The organism is Pontibacter sp. GD13, from assembly GCF_058216355.1.
Genome location: NZ_JBYZMQ010000009.1, coordinates 74,110 through 90,319 on the forward strand (window position 1 = coordinate 74,110; position 16,210 = coordinate 90,319).

Here is a 16,210-nt window from a genome sequence, read left to right on the forward strand (position 1 = left end):
ATATGCTTTATGTTACTTCTTTTACAGCGAATTATCCTTAATTTTGCTTAATAATTAATAAGTTGGGTGTTACCCCTCAATTGACTCCCAATCTTTGTAATTGCTTTGTTTATGAGAAGTCTCTACGCCCTGATTTTACTGTTTGTCCTCACCATGACCTTTATGGCCATGGATGCGGAGGCTCAGCTTTTCACGATGAGGAAGCGGTATGGCTCTGTTGGATTTAGCTTAGGGGCGATGAACTACTTTGGGGATATCGTGCCGGAGCCTGATTTTACAAGTCTGCGCTTTAAATCCACGCGGCCCAATGTGGGCATTAGTTACACACGCAGGTACCGCCCGCGTATTTCCGGTAAGGCCGCATTCCACTGGGGCCGCATCATGGGCGACGACATGCTGAGCGCTTCCATTAACGAATCGCAGAATATGGGCCGGTTTGGTCGCAACCTCTCGTTCCGGAACGATATAAAGGAGCTGAGCCTGGTTGCCGTGGTTGACCTGTTTGAGAACCGCCAGACCTACCAGCGCCGTCCGGACTTTGTGCCCTACATGTTTTTCGGGCTGGCTGTTTTTCATCATAACCCCAAAGCATATTATGAGAACGGCACCTTCCCGGGCATTACCCCAGAGGACGATATTCCTACAGGTTGGTACGAGCTACAGCCGCTGGGCACCGAGGGGCAGTATGCAGAAGGAGATTACCCCGACCCATACAAGAAGATAGGGATATCGATTCCATTTGGTGTAGGACTACGGTACAAACTGGACCGAAACTGGGATTTAAGCCTGGAGCTTGGCTGGCGTAAAACCTTTACAGATTACCTGGATGACTCCAGTGGGGGGTATGCCTTTAAAAGCGACATCTTGAACGGCGGAGGCAGCAACCCGAAGGCTGCGGCCTTGCTCTCAGACCGCAGCGCCATGAGCGGCTTTGGTACGGTGCCGGACCCAAGCGGCACTCCTTACTCTATCATCACCTTCCCGGATGATTACGGCACGCCCAATAACCAACGCAGAGGAAACAGATCGGACGACGACTGGTATATTACCACCAGCTTAACCATCAATTACATTCTTTCGCCTGGGGTGAGGAGCCCGAAGTTTAGATAATAGAAAAAGCAAAGCATCGTTATTTTGTAAATTCCGTTATCTACCTACATGAATTTGAAAATAACTAAACGCGTGCCCCTGCTTTGTGCTTTACAGCAGGTTGGGATCTTTCTTCTGTTTACGCTGCCTGCTTTCGCCCAGAACTCGGTTTCCACTAGTGAGATCGGGGTAGGGATCGGAGGTGCTAATTATAAGGGTGAACTTGCCCCGTCCTATCGATTCTTAAATAATCAGCCAGCCCTTACTGTTTTTTACCGGCGCGATGTCTCGCAGCCCATCACCTTACGGGGTGGGCTCTTGCTGAGTCACCGGATAATTGATGACAACACCTTCAGCGACAAGGCCTTTGACCTGCCCCTGCCGAATTACCGGGAAGCAAATGCGGCCATTTCGGTGGCAGAGCTCTCTGTGGTGGCCGAGTATAACTTCCTTGATTACTACGACCTGAGCCAGAAGATCCGTGTGTCGCCTTACCTGTTTGGCGGCGTATCGGGCATTGTTTATAACGTGCGCTTATCCACTGAAAACAATGACCTCAGCGGCCAGCTGATGAAGCCATTCGAGACAAATCTGGCCATTGCCATTCCGTTTGGGGTGGGGGTAAAATACGCCTTAAGCAAGCACTGGAACCTGGGCCTGGAGTTTGGGGCCCGTAAGCTCTTCACCGACCAGGCAGACAATTTATTTGAGATTGATGGCAAGACCCTGGCCAACCCTTACGACAATGACTGGCTTTTTTACAACGGAATAAGTATTTCTTATACTATTTATCAGGTAAATTGCCCCCCTCCTTACAAAAACAAGCCCGGAATTTTAGATTAGGACATTAAACTTTCACAAATTTGTCTTGCTTTTAGTAACTTGCAAGGAAATTGTGTTTTAATGCAGCTTAAAGAGAAAGTAGACTTAAACAATTTACCCAGACATATTGCCGTTATAATGGACGGAAACGGGCGCTGGGCGAAGAAACGGGGTGGTTTGCGCATATTCGGGCATCAGAGCGCGATTACGGCAGTGCGCGAAACTGTAGAAAGTGCGGCAGAGCTGGGGGTAGAGTATTTAACCTTGTATGCTTTCTCAACAGAAAACTGGAAAAGACCGGCAGTGGAAGTGTCGGCTCTGATGCAGCTGCTCGTCTCCACGATCCGAAAGGAAACCGCTACACTCAACAAAAATAATATCCGCTTACAAACAATTGGCAATACCGCGAGCTTGCCGGCTTCTTGCCAGCAAGAGTTGCGCGAAGCCATTGAGATGACCAGCCAGAACAGCCGCATGACGCTGGTGCTGGCCTTAAGCTACAGTGGCCGTTGGGATATTACCCAAGCCATGCAACGACTTGCGCATGAAGTGGATCAGGGTATTATACAGGAAGATACAATTGATGAATCTACTGTAAGCCGGTACCTGTCGACGGCAGGCATGCCAGACCCTGAGCTGCTGATACGCACCAGCGGTGAGCAGCGGATAAGCAATTTTCTGCTGTGGCAGTTAGCTTATACTGAATTATATATCACGGAGTTGCTTTGGCCTGACTTCAGGAAAGAGCACTTATATGAAGCAATCGTTTCGTACCAACGCCGCGAGCGCAGGTTCGGGAAAACCAGTGAACAACTAACCAAGTGAAAATATTAATGACAAGATGCATCTGGGTGCTTGTGTTTCTGTTAATAGCAGGCACAGCTTCGTCTCAAGTTCTAACCAAGCCTTCGCCATCAAACCCTATAGATTACGCGCAGCCGCAGCAATATACCATTGCAGGTATTACGGTAAGTGGCGCTAATTTTCTAGACCCCACCGCACTGATCTCGGTAACAGGCCTAAAGGTTGGCGACGAAATTACGGTGCCCGGCGAGGATATTAGCCGTGCCATCCAAAAACTATGGGAGCAGGGCATTCTGGGCGATGTGGAGGTGTTCGTGACCAAAACGGAAGGTAGCCGCATCTGGTTAAACTTTACGCTGAAGGAACGCCCGCGCCTGGCAGATTTCAGCTTTAGCGGAATTAGCAAAACGCAGGCAGACGCCCTGAAAGGCAAAGTGCCCTTGCAGAAAGGTAAAATTGTGACGGATGCCGTGCTGAACAGCACCCGTAACGCGATCCGGAAGTATTACAACGAGAAAAGCTACCTGAACGCGAAGGTAAACATCGTGCAGCGGCCTTCCACCACGCTGCCCAACAGTGTGGTGCTGGATATTGCCGTAGACAAAGGAAACAAGGTAAAGATCGGGGAGATCGAGATAGTGGGCAACGAGGCGTTCACGGATAAAAAGCTGAAGCGCCAGCTTAAAAAGACCAAGGAGAAAAAGTTCTATAAGATATTTACCTCTTCTAAGTACCAGAAGAGCGAGTACGAAGCCGACAAGGACCTCTTGCTTGACTTCTATAATGCGGAAGGTTACCGGGATGCAACCATCGTTTCTGACTCAGTTTACCGGATCAGCGATGACAGGCTGGGTATTAAAATTACAGTAGACGAGGGCAACCGCTATTACTACCGCAACATTACCTGGAAAGGAAACTATATTTACGACGATGCCTACCTGAGCAGAGTGCTGGGCATCGATAAAGGAGACATTTACAACCAACAGGAGCTGGAGAAGCGCCTGACTTATAACCCCACCGGAGGAGTTGATGTGTCGGCGCTTTACCAGAACGACGGCTACCTATTTTCCAGCATCGACCCTGTGGAAGTGGCAATAGTCGGTGACTCGATTGACCTGGAAATGCGCGTGACAGAAGGGCCGCAGGCAACGATCAATAAAGTAACGGTATCGGGTAACGACAAAACCAGCGACCACGTGATCTTGCGCGAGCTGCGCACCTTGCCTGGCCAGAAGTACAGCCGCGACGACCTGATCCGTTCCCGAAACGAACTGGCCGGACTAGGTTACTTCGATCCGGAGCAGATTGGCCTGGCACCTATCCCGAACCCGGCGGATGGAACCGTAGACATCAATTATAGTGTGGTAGAGCGGCCAAACGACCAGATAAGCTTATCCGGCGGTTGGGGTGGCCCTATTGGCGCGGTAGGTACTGTCGGTTTAACGTTAAATAACTTCTCTACGCGCAAGCTCTTCAACTTATCAGAGTGGCGGCCAATCCCAAGTGGCGACGGACAGCGCCTGTCGCTGAACGTGCAGGCAAACGGAAAGTACTACCAGTCGTATTCCCTGTCGTTTACAGAGCCATGGTTAGGAGGCCGCAAGCGCAATTCCTTAACAACCAGCCTGTTTAAAACTGTCAGGCGCATCCCGAACTCTGAATTGGATCAGCGCCTGAACGTGGATGGCGGCGCCATTAGCCTGGGCCGACGGCTGAGCTGGCCGGATGATTATTTTTACATGAATCACTCGCTGTCTTACAACCGCTACAAATTAAACAACTACCAGCTCTTCCCCGGCTTCGACGACGGTATATCGAACAGTATATCCTTTGTGAACACCATCGGACGTAGCAGCATAGACAATCCCACGTTTCCGAGAAGAGGCTCTGCTATCTCGTTAAGCGTAAACCTTACCCCGCCGTATTCGCTGCTTTCCGACAGGAAAGACCAGTTTGAATACATCGAGTTTAACAAATGGATGTTTGATGCATCGTACTTCATAAACTTGGCAGGGAATTTGGTATTGAATACAAGAGCGCACTTTGGCTTTTTGGGAACATATAGCTCGGATGAAGAGATCGGCCCTTTTGAGCGCTTTAAGCTGGGTGGTTCCGGTTTAGGAGGTGGCAACATCTTTGTAGGAACCGAATATATCGGCTTGCGGGGTTACGACGATGAGAAAGTAGTGAACAACGACAATGCGACGTTGCGATCTGCGGGTGGCGTGGCTTATGATAAGTTTGTGCTGGAGGCCCGTTACCTGATCTCTCCAAACCCGGCGGCTACCATTTATGGCCTGGCGTTTTTGGAAGCTGGTAACAACTTTGGCTCTTATGACAGGTTTAGCCCCTTCAAGCTCTATCGCTCAACGGGTGTGGGCGCCAGAATATTTATGGCAGCCTTCGGTATGCTGGGCTTTGACTACGGTTGGAGACTGGATACCCTGCCGGGTGGCCAGAATGATAAGCGCGGAATGTTCCACTTTATCATCGGGCAGCAGATACGCTAAAGAGGAATTAGTATGAAGAAGTTTTTGTTCATCTTTTTAACGGGCTTTTTGCTGGCGCATGTTTCGCAGGCACAGAAGTTTGGCTATATTGACTCAAATTTTATCCTGAGCAAGATGCCTGCCTATAATAAAGTGCAGCAGGAGATGGACAAATACGCTGATGCCTGGCAAAAGGAAATCGAGCAACTGCAGCAACAGACAGATAAGCTGAAGCAGGATTTTAAGGCTGAGGAGGTTCTCCTGACAGAGGAGATGAAGAAGAAACGCCAAGCCGAGATAGCCAAGAAAGACACTGAATTAAGGGATTACCAACGCAAGATATTCGGTTACGAAGGCATGATGTTTAAACGTCGCCAGGAACTGATGCGGCCTATACAGGACGAAGTGTTTACAGCTGTTGAAAAAGTATCTAAGGCAAAAGGCCTGCAGATCATGTTCGATAAATCAGGCGACCTGGTGATGATCTACACCAACCCTGTGCATGATTACACAGAATACGTGCTGGAAGAACTTGGATTAGCGTCTGATAAGCAGAATGCGCCGGGAACCAGGCCTGTAAGCGGTGTGGTGGATGACCCAAACAATTTACCGGAGCCAGACTCTACCAGCACGCAGCAGGAAAGTCCGCCGGCAACTAAGAAACCAGCAACCAAAAAGAAGTCTAAAAACTAAACTCTGATTATTTAATTTACCAACCAATGATGAACAAAATCAAAACCTTAGTAGTAGCGTTTTTACTTGTTAGCTTTGCGACGTTTGCACAAAGTAACGACCAGCCTCTAAAGATTGGTTATACGAATGTGGAATACATCCTGCTGCAATTGCCAGAGAGCAAGGAGATAGAGTCGCAGCTGAAAACGCACAGCACACAGCTTGAGAACCAGCTGAAGACCAAGTATGCTGAGTACGAGAGTAAGATGCAGGCTTATGAGAAAGGAGCCTCTACTATGGACAAAACGATCCGTGAGGACAAGGAGAAGGAGTTGATGAACCTGAACAACTCTATTCAGGAGTTTCAGCGTAATGCACAGGCTTCTCTTCAGCAAAAGGAAAAGTCTTTGGTAGACCCGGTTATCACCAAGATTGACAAGGCAATTAAAGATGTGGCCAAGGAGAATGGTTTCACATATGTTATCAGCAACCAGGCACTTTTAGCCGGACCTGAGGACGGCGATATCTCCCCACTTGTTTTGAAGAAACTGGGTGTAGATCCATCTAAAGTTCAGCAAACACCAGAGCCGGCGGCCTCTAAGCCAGTTGCTACACCGGCAAAAACGCCGGCAAAAACACCAGCTAAGTCTTCTACCAAAAAGAAGAACTAGTAGCACTAATTTCTATAGTTTGAGAAAGCCGATGTATCTACTTCGGCTTTCTTTTTTTGTATTAGTACCAGTAAATTATAAAAGTACCCGTGGCTTATTATATTGATAAGGAAGAAACTGCAGAAGATTCTGATGAACTTTACGAACACCACCGTATCGTGGTGGATAGCAGGCAATCGTTGTTGCGCCTCGATAAGTTTCTGATGGATAGGTTGCCAAATGTAACCCGGAATAAGTTACAGGGCGCGATTAAGTCGGAGGCGGTGCAGGTAAATCACAAGCCTGTAAAGGTCAGCTACAAGGTAAAGCCGTTTGATGTGATTACCATCACGCTGGCAGAGCCCCCACGCGATACGGATATACTGGCAGAGGATATACCCCTGGAGATTGTATACGAGGACGATGAGCTACTTTTGGTGAACAAAGGGGCGGGCATGGTGGTGCACCCCGCTTATAATAACTGGACCGGCACCCTGGTGAATGCCCTCGTATACCATTTGCAGAACCTGCCTACCTCGCGCAACGGAGAAGGAAGGCCTGGCCTGGTGCACCGCATTGACAAAGACACATCCGGCTTGCTCGTAATTGCCAAAACAGACTATAGTATGGCTTATCTGGCCAAGCAATTCTTTGATCACTCTATAGAGCGCACCTATTATGCTTTGGTATGGGGAGCGATGAAGGAGGAGCAGGGCACTATTACCGGCCATGTGGGGCGCAGTGCCAAAGACAGAAAAGTGATGGCGGTATACCCCGAAGGGGAGTACGGCAAGCATGCCGTGACGCACTATAAAGTGCTGCGCCGTTTTCAGTACGTAACCTTGGTGCAATGTAACCTGGAGACTGGACGTACGCACCAGATCAGGGCACATATGAAATACCTGGGGCATCCCTTGTTTTCTGACGCTACTTACGGAGGCGACAAGATATTAGCAGGCACGCCTAACGGTACGTATAAAGCGTTTGTGGAGAATGCCTTCAAATTAATGCCCCGGCAAGCGCTACACGCTAAGTCTTTGGGGTTTGTACACCCGGTAAGCAAGCAGGCCATTCATTTTGAAACTGACCTGCCTTCAGATTTTCAGGCGGTGCTGGATAAATGGAGCCTCTACGAAGATAAGCCGGAAAACAATTCGTAAACTTCGGTGGCTAAATCTTTCACCCGGCGTTTATGAACGTGTTTGTTAGTATGAAACATGCGCAACTCCATAAAAAAAAACCTGCTCCAATTAGAGCAGGTTTTTTTTTATGATGTCAAAAGAAGTGGGTTATTTCTTCTTCTTGGCAGTCTTGTTAATTTCAGTAAGCGCTGCTTTTGCTTGCGTGTTCTCAGGGTCTAGCTGCTGAACTGCCTGGTAATATTTTACCGCCTCATCTCGGTTTCCCTGCAGGTAGTTATAGTACCCTAAGTAAGTGTTAGCTTCAATAAGCTCTTTCTTATACTTATCAGCTTCAGTGCCGGCTTGCTTAATAAACTCCTCGTACATGCCCTTCGCCAATCCTTGCTCTGTCTCCGGGTCTTGGTTAGCTTGTGCACGCGCTCTCCAGATATAGCCGTAGGCATAGGTAGGGTTAGTTTCGGTAATCTTGGCGTATGTAGAATCCGCTTTCTTAAAGTCGCTGGCCATCATATACGCATTACCCATATGGAAATAATCCGTGTTAGAAGCGCCTAATTTATCCTGCTTCATTTTATACACCTCAATTGCCTTGTCATACTGCTGCTCACGGGCATAGGCGTTAGCCAGGTCATAGTACAGGTCGGCGTTGGCTGTATCCTTTTGGATTGCAATGTTCAGGTTCTCGATTGCCTTCTTCGGTTGGTTGTTCTTACTGTAGATTTTGCCGAAGTAAGCGTAATCTTCCGCAATCAACTTGTTCTGGTCAACTTTAGAGAGGTAAGTGTTCATAGCCTCCAAAGCTTTCTCAGGCTTGCCCAATTCCAGGTAAGAATATGCTCTTAAGCGGTTCATAACCGTGTTGGCCGGGTCTTTTTGTAATACCTGCTCTACCTCCTTTAAGGTTTGGTCATAATTTTTAGTTAAGAACAGGAACGAGGCATACTTTGCCCGCGTCTCCGGCGTATCTTCTGCCATGTCCACGTATTTCTGGAAAGTGGATAGAGCCTTGTCGTACTGTCCGGCAAAGTAATACAACTCACCAAGGTCGCGGTAAGCAGGTGCATAATTCGGATCGATCTCAATCGCTTTCTTAAACGCGGCTTCTGCTTCGTTATAGTTACGGGAGCTGGTATACAACTGGCCTCTTCTTAAATAGGCTTTCGCATAACGATCGTCTAACTGTATGGCTCGGTCATAATTTGTCATGGCCTCGCCACCTTTCTTTAGGGTAAGGTAAGCATCTCCCAGAATTAGGTTGGCAACCGCATTGTTCTTGTCGCGGTCAATAGCCTGTTTCAGGTAATCAATGCCTTTGTTGATCTCTGCCTCCGTAGCATTCGGCGTGTTTACATAAGCATCACCTATCATAGAAAGCACGAAAGAATCTTTCTTGCCTCTGCCTCTCAATGCTTCTTTAAAATAATCTTCTGCTTTATTTTTGTCGCCTTTCTGAAGGGCCACTTTGCCTAAGCCAACATAGTTGATAGAAGACTTCTTGTTTTTGGCTATGCCCTGGTTAAAATAATATGCGGCAGAGTCTAACTTTTCAGTCTTCAGGTAAATATCGCCCATTGCAAAGTATGCATTGTCGGCATCTTTACTACCCAGCTGCGATTTGTAGATAGATTTAGCTTCTTCATAGCGCTCTAAGTCAACGGCTTTTTGTCCTGCACCACTTTGTGCAAAAGCTGCTGATGCAGGGAAGGCTGCCGCCATTAGAACTACAAACTTCCAGTTATTTGTCATGGTATTCAAGTTTAGTTGTTTCAGTTTAGTTTAAGAAAAAGTATTTAGTTGCGAAAGCCGACAACGCGTACTGGCATTGTGGCAGGCACCAGGCCCGATTTCAATATGATCCGCTGCCCTTTGTCGCCTGCCACAAATGATGCAAATCCTGTGCCAAGCCCAGTACGGCCTTCTGTGCTAATGATATATAAGTACCTGCGCAAGGGATAAGTGCCCTGCGCAATGTAAGCCTGAAAAGGTTTGTAATAGCTATCGGTATGCAAGGGGTTGGGGTCACGACTTATGCCGATTACCTTAATTCGCTTCTGAAATCCCAATGCTGTGGAGTCATCAAAATCGCTGATCCAGTTTACACCAATTACGCCTATGGCGTTTTCGTTTTCTGTTACATAGTCTATCAGTGCATTATGCGATTTTGCGGCAAATGTATTAGGCGGCAATTGCTGCGTTGCTGTTAAGGAGTCCCGGACATACCGCGCTGTGCTAGAATTATTGTTGTCGAACACGATCGTAATGTCTCCTAAATTAGAATCCGGGTCTAAGTCCTTCCATGATTTTGCCCGACCTGAGAATATTTTCTGCAGCTCTTCTACAGTTAGCAAGCTGTCATTGTTGTTGCGGTTTACGATGAGGGCAATGGCATCGATCGCTATTTTAGTGGATCGGGGTATAAGTTTCTTTTTTTCGAAAACTGCCGTTTCGCTGGGCGACAGCTCCCTGGACAGAACAGCTACTCTGATGCTGTCGTTCAGCAGGTCTTTCACAACTTCCCCCTCTGGTTTGTAAGCCGCGTTAATATCTGCGTACTTGTAAATGCCCTCAAAGGTATCTACCTGGCTCTCCAGGATCGGTTTAAAAGTTTCATCCACACTGATGTTTATCTTGCCGGTTGTCGGTGTATCCAACTCGGTCCTGGGGTCTCCGCCGCACGAAAATAAACTAAGGAGTACGTTGCTTGCAAGTAAGGTGACTGTCTTATTCTTCATCCTGTTTATTTTTAGACTTTCTGTTAAGCTGATAAACCCGTATGAACCTGGCTGCACCATAGAGTATGAGTATACCCCCAAGTATCATTCTTACTTCATACGATATATCGAGGTTGAACTGCTGCGTATCGATGAACATCAGAAACAACCCCAGTGCTACATACAGCAAAGTCATGAGCAAAGTGAACATACGTACAAACCTTTGGGCAAGGTTCCCTGCGGGTTTTTCTCTTTGAGGTCTTAGCATACTTTGTTATTGCCTTATATTATTATATAACCCCTAAAAATAGTGTTTATAGCCTTAATATGAAAGTAGGAGCACGCAAAACAGCTTGTTTGCCCCTACTTTTTCATACCTATCTTTTTACCTTATACTGAATCTGATCGGAACCGTATAGCGCACAGACACTGCTCTTCCGTTCTGCCTGCCTGGCTTCCATTCAGGCATTTCTCTTATCACCCGAAGTGCTTCTTCATCAGTGCCGGCCCCCAGGCCCTTTAATACGGTTGCATCTATGATTTTTCCGCTTTCTGATACAACAAAAGATACTACCACTAATCCCTCCAGGCCCTGACGCTGCGCCATAGCGGGGTAATTGATCCTTTTTGCTATGTATTGTAGCATAGCATTTTCGCCTCCTTTAAACTCGGGCATTTCCTCCACATAAATAAAGATCTCTGGCGCTGCTTTCTTGTCTCCCTCGCCAAGTCCGGTAGGGGGTACATCAGCCAGCGCTATATCAGGTATGGACGGCGGATTACCCTCGATCTTTTTGGTTCCGAAATCGGCATTAGCCAGGTCACTTTGGTCTGCAAGCGATGTTTCAGTTATAGCTGCTTCGTCTTTTACCACTTTCGGCTTCACGTATACTTCCGTTTTCACTTTCTCTTTTTTAGGTTGCACAACAGTTTCCGCTGTCTTTGGCTTCTCTGGTATTACGTTTGGAGGTATAATATCTATCAATGTGCCGGTATAGGTGTCGTTTGGCAGGGTGTGATCCACTTGTTCCGGGAAAAAATAATTCCGGATAATCGGTGCTATCAGCATTATTGAAAATACGGATGATGCTATGAAAACGGCCATAACAATATTCTTTTCATAAATACATCTGAGGTAAAATGCGCCGTAATTTTTGTTGCGATTCACGAATACCACTTTATTAAAAGTAGTGCTTAAGTAATAGCTCTTTTGCATGTTAGTAAATTTAGAGAATGAAAACTTTGCTTAAAACCGATCGGTTCTACCCTGAGCATTCCCCGTACAACACCTTTGTATTGTGCGGGTTGGGTAAGCAATTTTACGCGGACTTCATCCCTGAATCTCCTTTATTCCGGATTTGAGAGCTATCAAATCCGGATCTGAGCATTGTTTTAACAAGTCTTATGTTTCACATAGGGTTTTTGTGGATGGCTATCGCATAAAACAGAAAAGGCCCGCTGTGATAGCGGGCCTTTTCTGTTTTATGCGATAGTGCTTATTTGATCGTGAATCGGACAGGTAAGGTATAACGAACAGGTACTGTTCTACCGTTCTGCTTTCCTGGCGTCCACTTCGGCATTGTCTTTACAACGCGTACTGCTTCTTCATCTGTACCAGCGCCGAGGTTCTTGATCACCTGAATCTCAGATATCTCCCCTGTTTTGCTTACTACGAATGAAAGAACAACCAGTCCTTCAACTCCTGCACGTTGCGCTGCGGCCGGGTAGCGGATGTTCTTACTCAGGTACCGAAGCATCTCCGTTTCGCCGCCAGGGAAAGAGGGCATCTGCTCTACGTATGTATAAGGTTTCTCCTCTACTACTTCAGCCACCACATCGCTTGTTCCATTGATGTCGCCAAGATCGGGTGGCGCGTTTTTAACGCCTTCTACCGTTTTCTTACCGGCATCAATTTCTTCCAATACTTCCACGTCCGGAATTTCTTCCTCTTCCACTACTTCGTTATCGCGCTTTACAATTGGCGGTGTGTATTTTACACTGGCGCGAACTGGCGGCGGCGGCGGCGGAAGATCCGGCGGTGGCGGTGGCGGCGGTGGTGTTGCCTCATCAATTGGAGGTGGCTGGGCCAACTCTACTTCCGTTACAATGCGTTCTACCACTGCCTCTTCTTCTTCGCCAGCTATCAATTTACTGATCAACGGCACGCTGATAAATAAAAAGAACAATACTGTTGCGATAAGAGCGGCCTTAATGATATGACTATTGTAAAGTCTGCGAAGTAGGTAGGCACCGTATGCTTTGTTTCGTCCTGCAAAGACGATATCATCAAGCGATGCTTTTGATAACTTACTTGCGTCCATATCTATTGTCCGGTTTTTTGCTGAATAAGCTGCTTGTCATTGTCTGAAATATCGACAAGGGCAAACTTTCTTGTATCAGTGATTTTCAATTCATCTAAAATGTCAACTACATTCTTGTAGCGCGATTTCTCCATGGCCTTTATCATCACCGTCATCTTTTCATTTGACTTTACGCGTGGTGATAAAAGCACTTTGCGAATACCAGTTGCAGAGTAATCTGTGTCTACCACTTCCGGGTTCTCAGCTGGGTCGCCAAGGCCGAAATAGTAATACAGGTTATCATCTTCGCCCAGTATGATCGTCATGGCGTTACTCGCTTTCAGCGCAATCTGCTCCGTTTCGTCAACATCCTTAATCGGCATGTTGATCTCCATGGTCTGTGGCTTGCTGAACGTGGTAGTAAGCATGAAAAATGTAAGCAAAAGGAAGGCAAGGTCTACCATGGGTGTCATGTCCAGGTGGACCGACATCTTTTTAGCTCTTTTCTTCCCGCCCTTACCGGAGTCGCCTTTTTCTTGTATTTCAGCCATTTCTAGTCTCGGTTAAAGGTTTTGCGGTTTATTTTCCATGTCAGTAATCAGGTTAAACCTGTTTACGTTTCTAGCCTGCAGGGTGTTGATCACCTTCTGAACCGTTTCGTAGCTCACATCTGAGTCCCCTTTGATCGCAATTACCACTTTAGGGTTTGTAAGGCGCGTCTGTAAAATCCAGTCAGACAACTCATTGTTGGTCGAGTCAACCGGAATTCCAGGAGCGGTCTTGTCAAACGCCTTGCGGTCGTTGGTTTCCAGGGCCAGGTAAGACTTCAGTCTGTTCATGGGAACGCCGAAGTTCGCTAATAACGAAAAAGTTTCCGATTCTGCCGGACTGAAGCTAACACCGTACTTGCCTGCCATCTTGTTGAGTAGTGCTTCCTTTGTCTGCTTCCCGTCTACGCCAAAGAATACCCGGTCGTTTTTATCAACCGTTATGGTAATTACGTTGGATTCGGGTAGTTTGATCTCTGAAATGGACGATGGTGTATCTACAATCACCGCCTCCTCAGGAGCAAACTTTGTTGTGAGCATAAAGAAAGTAACCAGCAAGAAGGCCAAGTCCACCATCGGTGTCATATCCAATGTAGGTTTGGTTCTTTTTACTTTTACTTTAGGCATCTTCTTGTGTTAAATTCAATTAAACAGTTTGTGGTCTTACTGGAGCACCAGTAGTTTCGTGCTGAGCAGCGAATGTAGAGATAATGCTGAAGCCAGCCTCATCTATGCTATACGTTAACTCATCGATTTTGCTTGTGAAATAGTTGTATGCAATAATGGCAAGGGCAGAACCTGTAATACCTAGCGCCGTGTTGATCAAGGCCTCAGAGATACCGTTAGATAGTGCTGTTGCATCCGGAGTACCAGCAGCAGCCAGGGCCGAGAAGGCCTTGATCATACCAAGTACTGTACCGATCAAACCAACCAGGGTAGAGATAGATGCGATGGTAGAGATAACAACCAGGTTTTTCTCCAGCATAGGAAGTTCCAGCGCTGTAGATTCTTCGATCTCTTTCTGAATGGCAGCGATCTTCTCAGCTTTTAAAAGCTCAGGCTCGTTCTGCATTTCCTTGTACTTCAGCAATCCTGATTTCACCACATTGGCTACAGAGCCTTTTTGTGCGTCGCAGGCAGCAATGGCGCCGTTAATGTCACGCTGGTTCAACTTGGCAGAGATGGCACGCACGAATGCAGGAACACTCTTAGTACCTTTTGCCTTGCTGATTGTAAGCACTCGCTCAATAGCGAAGATGAATACCATCAGCACAAGAGACATCAGGATAGGAACAACCCAACCACCTTTGTATACAATACCTAAGTAATTACCTGGCATCGGATGATTCTCGTTGCTACCACCTTCGAAGTTTGCCGGGTTACCAAGCACAAACATATAGAGCAGGATACATACCAGAATTGCCAACGGAATAACGATAGAAGCAAATAACGAGCCACCAGTGCTGGCATTAGTTTCTACATTAGCATTTTTGCTTACTACTGCAGTCTTTTTTTCCATTTTTTTAAAGTTTAAAGTTTAGCTGTTTGTGTTGTGTTTAATTTGTTTGTGTTAATAGGTAATGTAAAATTTTAGCATTTAGTTCTTGATTGAATTTGCAATTTCTGCTTTTTCTCCAATTTTCATACACCCTAAAGCAGAAAATTTGAAAAAAATATTTCCGTTTTTTCAGTAAAGGACCTGTTTTTCCGAGTGAACAGCGCTTTTTACGTGTACGTACTCTTGTTGCTTTACAAATCTATATATTTTAATTTCTTATCCAAAGTATCTACATCAATTCAAGGCCTGTTTTCACATGCCGCTTCATGGCAGGTCGTCAGCTTCTGCTTCTTTAGGTAATTACGTGAAGTAAATTTCTAAGGTAATTTAATTGACTTTTCAAATCGTACTGCAATTGCAACGCAAACGCAATTCTTAAGGGATTCCCTCACTTCCGTACACCGCAAATCTATTCTCTGCCAAAGTATAAAAAGTAAGGGAAAGGAGCAGAGAAGCCACAACTAACCATTGCTTACTTTTTAAAACGCATTAAATATAAAACCTGAATAGTTAACTTAAATAATAAATTAGAGGTTTTTTGCTTTATTCCAATAATAGTCCATCTCGTTCAAGCTCATGTCCTGTAGTTGTTTGCCATCTTTGGCCGCCTCCGTTTCCAGGTACTGAAACCGTGCTATAAACTTCAGGTTGGTTCTTTCCAGCGCCTCTTCCGGGTTGATGTCGACGAAGCGTGCGAAATTTATCAACGAAAACAACACGTCGCCAAACTCAGCAGTGGCCTTTTTCTGGTCTATGGTAGCAGTGTCTTTTACGTTAAATTCTGCCTCAAACTCCTGCAGTTCCTCCTGCACCTTCCCCCATACTTCTGATTTGTCGTCCCAGTCGAAGCCGGCACCCCGTGCTTTCTCCTGAATGCGCATGGCTTTTACCAGGGCAGGCAGCGAGGAAGGCACGCCTCCTAAAACAGACTTATTCCCTTCCTTGAGTTTAAGCTTTTCCCAGTTCTGCTTCACTTCCTCTTCAGTGTTGGCGGTAGTGTCGCCGTAAATATGCGGGTGCCTGAAAATGAGCTTTTCGCATTCCCCGTTCAGCACGTCCGCTATGTCGAAGGCCTGTAGTTCGGAGCCGATGCGGGCGTAGAAGACCATGTGCAGCATGATATCCCCGATTTCCTTTTTTATCTCCTGCAAATCGTTCTTCATGATGGCGTCGGAGAGTTCGTAGGTCTCTTCTATGGTCAGGTGCCGGAGGCTGTCCATGGTCTGTTTCCGGTCCCAGGGGCAATTCTCCCGAAGCTCGTCCATGATATCGAGCAGGCGGTTAAAGGCCTGCAGCTGTTTGCCTCTTGGGCTGTCGTCAAAATTAGTCTCAGTCATATGCGTAAAGATACAAAAAACAGGGGCAAGATGCTTCGGATGCATCAGGCTAACAACTGATCAGGTGCATGTGCTGTGCGCACCATGA

16 protein-coding genes are annotated in these 16,210 nt (G+C 46.6%); 7 read left to right on the forward strand and 9 right to left on the reverse strand.

Annotated features, from left to right (window positions below):
- Positions 1 to 111 precede the first annotated feature (111 nt).
- The 7 genes from AC4BAN_RS13060 to AC4BAN_RS13090 all read left to right on the forward strand — a co-directional run bounded on the left by AC4BAN_RS13060 (position 112) and on the right by AC4BAN_RS13090 (position 7,686).
- Complete coding sequence (locus AC4BAN_RS13060) at positions 112 to 1,110, forward strand: DUF6089 family protein (RefSeq protein ID WP_490564852.1); 999 nt, start codon at positions 112 to 114, stop codon at positions 1,108 to 1,110.
- 48 nt (positions 1,111 to 1,158) lie between these two features.
- Positions 1,159 to 1,932: a type IX secretion system protein PorG gene (gene porG, locus AC4BAN_RS13065; protein WP_490564853.1), complete on the forward strand. Its 774-nt coding sequence runs from the start codon at positions 1,159 to 1,161 to the stop codon at positions 1,930 to 1,932.
- A 60-nt stretch (positions 1,933 to 1,992) separates the two neighbouring features.
- A complete protein-coding gene (gene uppS, locus AC4BAN_RS13070; protein WP_490564854.1) occupies positions 1,993 to 2,736 on the forward strand; it encodes an undecaprenyl pyrophosphate synthase in 744 nt (247 codons plus the stop codon).
- An 8-nt stretch (positions 2,737 to 2,744) separates the two neighbouring features.
- A complete protein-coding gene (bamA, locus tag AC4BAN_RS13075; RefSeq protein ID WP_490564855.1) occupies positions 2,745 to 5,225 on the forward strand; it encodes an outer membrane protein assembly factor BamA in 2,481 nt (826 codons plus the stop codon).
- A 12-nt stretch (positions 5,226 to 5,237) separates the two neighbouring features.
- On the forward strand, positions 5,238 to 5,897 hold the full coding sequence (locus AC4BAN_RS13080; RefSeq protein ID WP_490564856.1) for an OmpH/Skp family outer membrane protein: 660 nt from the start codon (positions 5,238 to 5,240) through the stop codon (positions 5,895 to 5,897).
- A 26-nt stretch (positions 5,898 to 5,923) separates the two neighbouring features.
- On the forward strand, positions 5,924 to 6,547 hold the full coding sequence (locus AC4BAN_RS13085) for an OmpH/Skp family outer membrane protein (protein ID WP_490564857.1): 624 nt from the start codon (positions 5,924 to 5,926) through the stop codon (positions 6,545 to 6,547).
- A gap of 89 nt (positions 6,548 to 6,636) precedes the next feature.
- On the forward strand, positions 6,637 to 7,686 hold the full coding sequence (locus tag AC4BAN_RS13090; protein WP_490564858.1) for an RluA family pseudouridine synthase: 1,050 nt from the start codon (positions 6,637 to 6,639) through the stop codon (positions 7,684 to 7,686).
- A gap of 129 nt (positions 7,687 to 7,815) precedes the next feature.
- On the opposite strand, the gene AC4BAN_RS13095 is transcribed toward AC4BAN_RS13090, so the two are convergent.
- The 9 genes from AC4BAN_RS13095 to mazG all read right to left on the reverse strand — a co-directional run bounded on the left by AC4BAN_RS13095 (position 7,816) and on the right by mazG (position 16,122).
- A complete protein-coding gene (locus tag AC4BAN_RS13095) occupies positions 7,816 to 9,414 on the reverse strand; it encodes a tetratricopeptide repeat protein (protein WP_490564859.1) in 1,599 nt (532 codons plus the stop codon).
- A 44-nt stretch (positions 9,415 to 9,458) separates the two neighbouring features.
- Positions 9,459 to 10,400, reverse strand: a complete 942-nt coding sequence (locus AC4BAN_RS13100) for a PstS family phosphate ABC transporter substrate-binding protein (protein ID WP_490564860.1) — start codon at positions 10,398 to 10,400, stop codon at positions 9,459 to 9,461.
- On the reverse strand, positions 10,390 to 10,590 hold the full coding sequence (locus AC4BAN_RS13105) for a hypothetical protein (protein WP_490564861.1): 201 nt from the start codon (positions 10,588 to 10,590) through the stop codon (positions 10,390 to 10,392). The genes AC4BAN_RS13100 and AC4BAN_RS13105 overlap by 11 nt, the downstream gene beginning before the upstream one ends.
- A gap of 174 nt (positions 10,591 to 10,764) precedes the next feature.
- Positions 10,765 to 11,595 carry an energy transducer TonB gene (locus AC4BAN_RS13110; protein ID WP_490564862.1) on the reverse strand — a complete coding sequence of 277 codons (831 nt, stop codon included), beginning with the start codon at positions 11,593 to 11,595 and terminating at the stop codon, positions 10,765 to 10,767.
- A 280-nt stretch (positions 11,596 to 11,875) separates the two neighbouring features.
- Complete coding sequence (locus AC4BAN_RS13115; protein WP_490564863.1) at positions 11,876 to 12,700, reverse strand: energy transducer TonB; 825 nt, start codon at positions 12,698 to 12,700, stop codon at positions 11,876 to 11,878.
- 2 nt (positions 12,701 to 12,702) lie between these two features.
- Entirely contained in the window at positions 12,703 to 13,230 is a 528-nt protein-coding gene (locus tag AC4BAN_RS13120; RefSeq protein ID WP_490564864.1) for an ExbD/TolR family protein, read from the reverse strand.
- Between the two features lie 12 nt (positions 13,231 to 13,242).
- Positions 13,243 to 13,854 carry an ExbD/TolR family protein gene (locus AC4BAN_RS13125; RefSeq protein ID WP_490564865.1) on the reverse strand — a complete coding sequence of 204 codons (612 nt, stop codon included), beginning with the start codon at positions 13,852 to 13,854 and terminating at the stop codon, positions 13,243 to 13,245.
- A gap of 19 nt (positions 13,855 to 13,873) precedes the next feature.
- The gene (locus AC4BAN_RS13130) at positions 13,874 to 14,746 is read right to left on the reverse strand and encodes a MotA/TolQ/ExbB proton channel family protein (protein ID WP_490564866.1); all 873 of its coding nucleotides are present in this window, start codon (positions 14,744 to 14,746) and stop codon (positions 13,874 to 13,876) included.
- 566 nt (positions 14,747 to 15,312) lie between these two features.
- A complete protein-coding gene (gene mazG, locus AC4BAN_RS13135) occupies positions 15,313 to 16,122 on the reverse strand; it encodes a nucleoside triphosphate pyrophosphohydrolase (RefSeq protein ID WP_490564867.1) in 810 nt (269 codons plus the stop codon).
- Between the last annotated feature and the right edge of the window lie 88 nt (positions 16,123 to 16,210).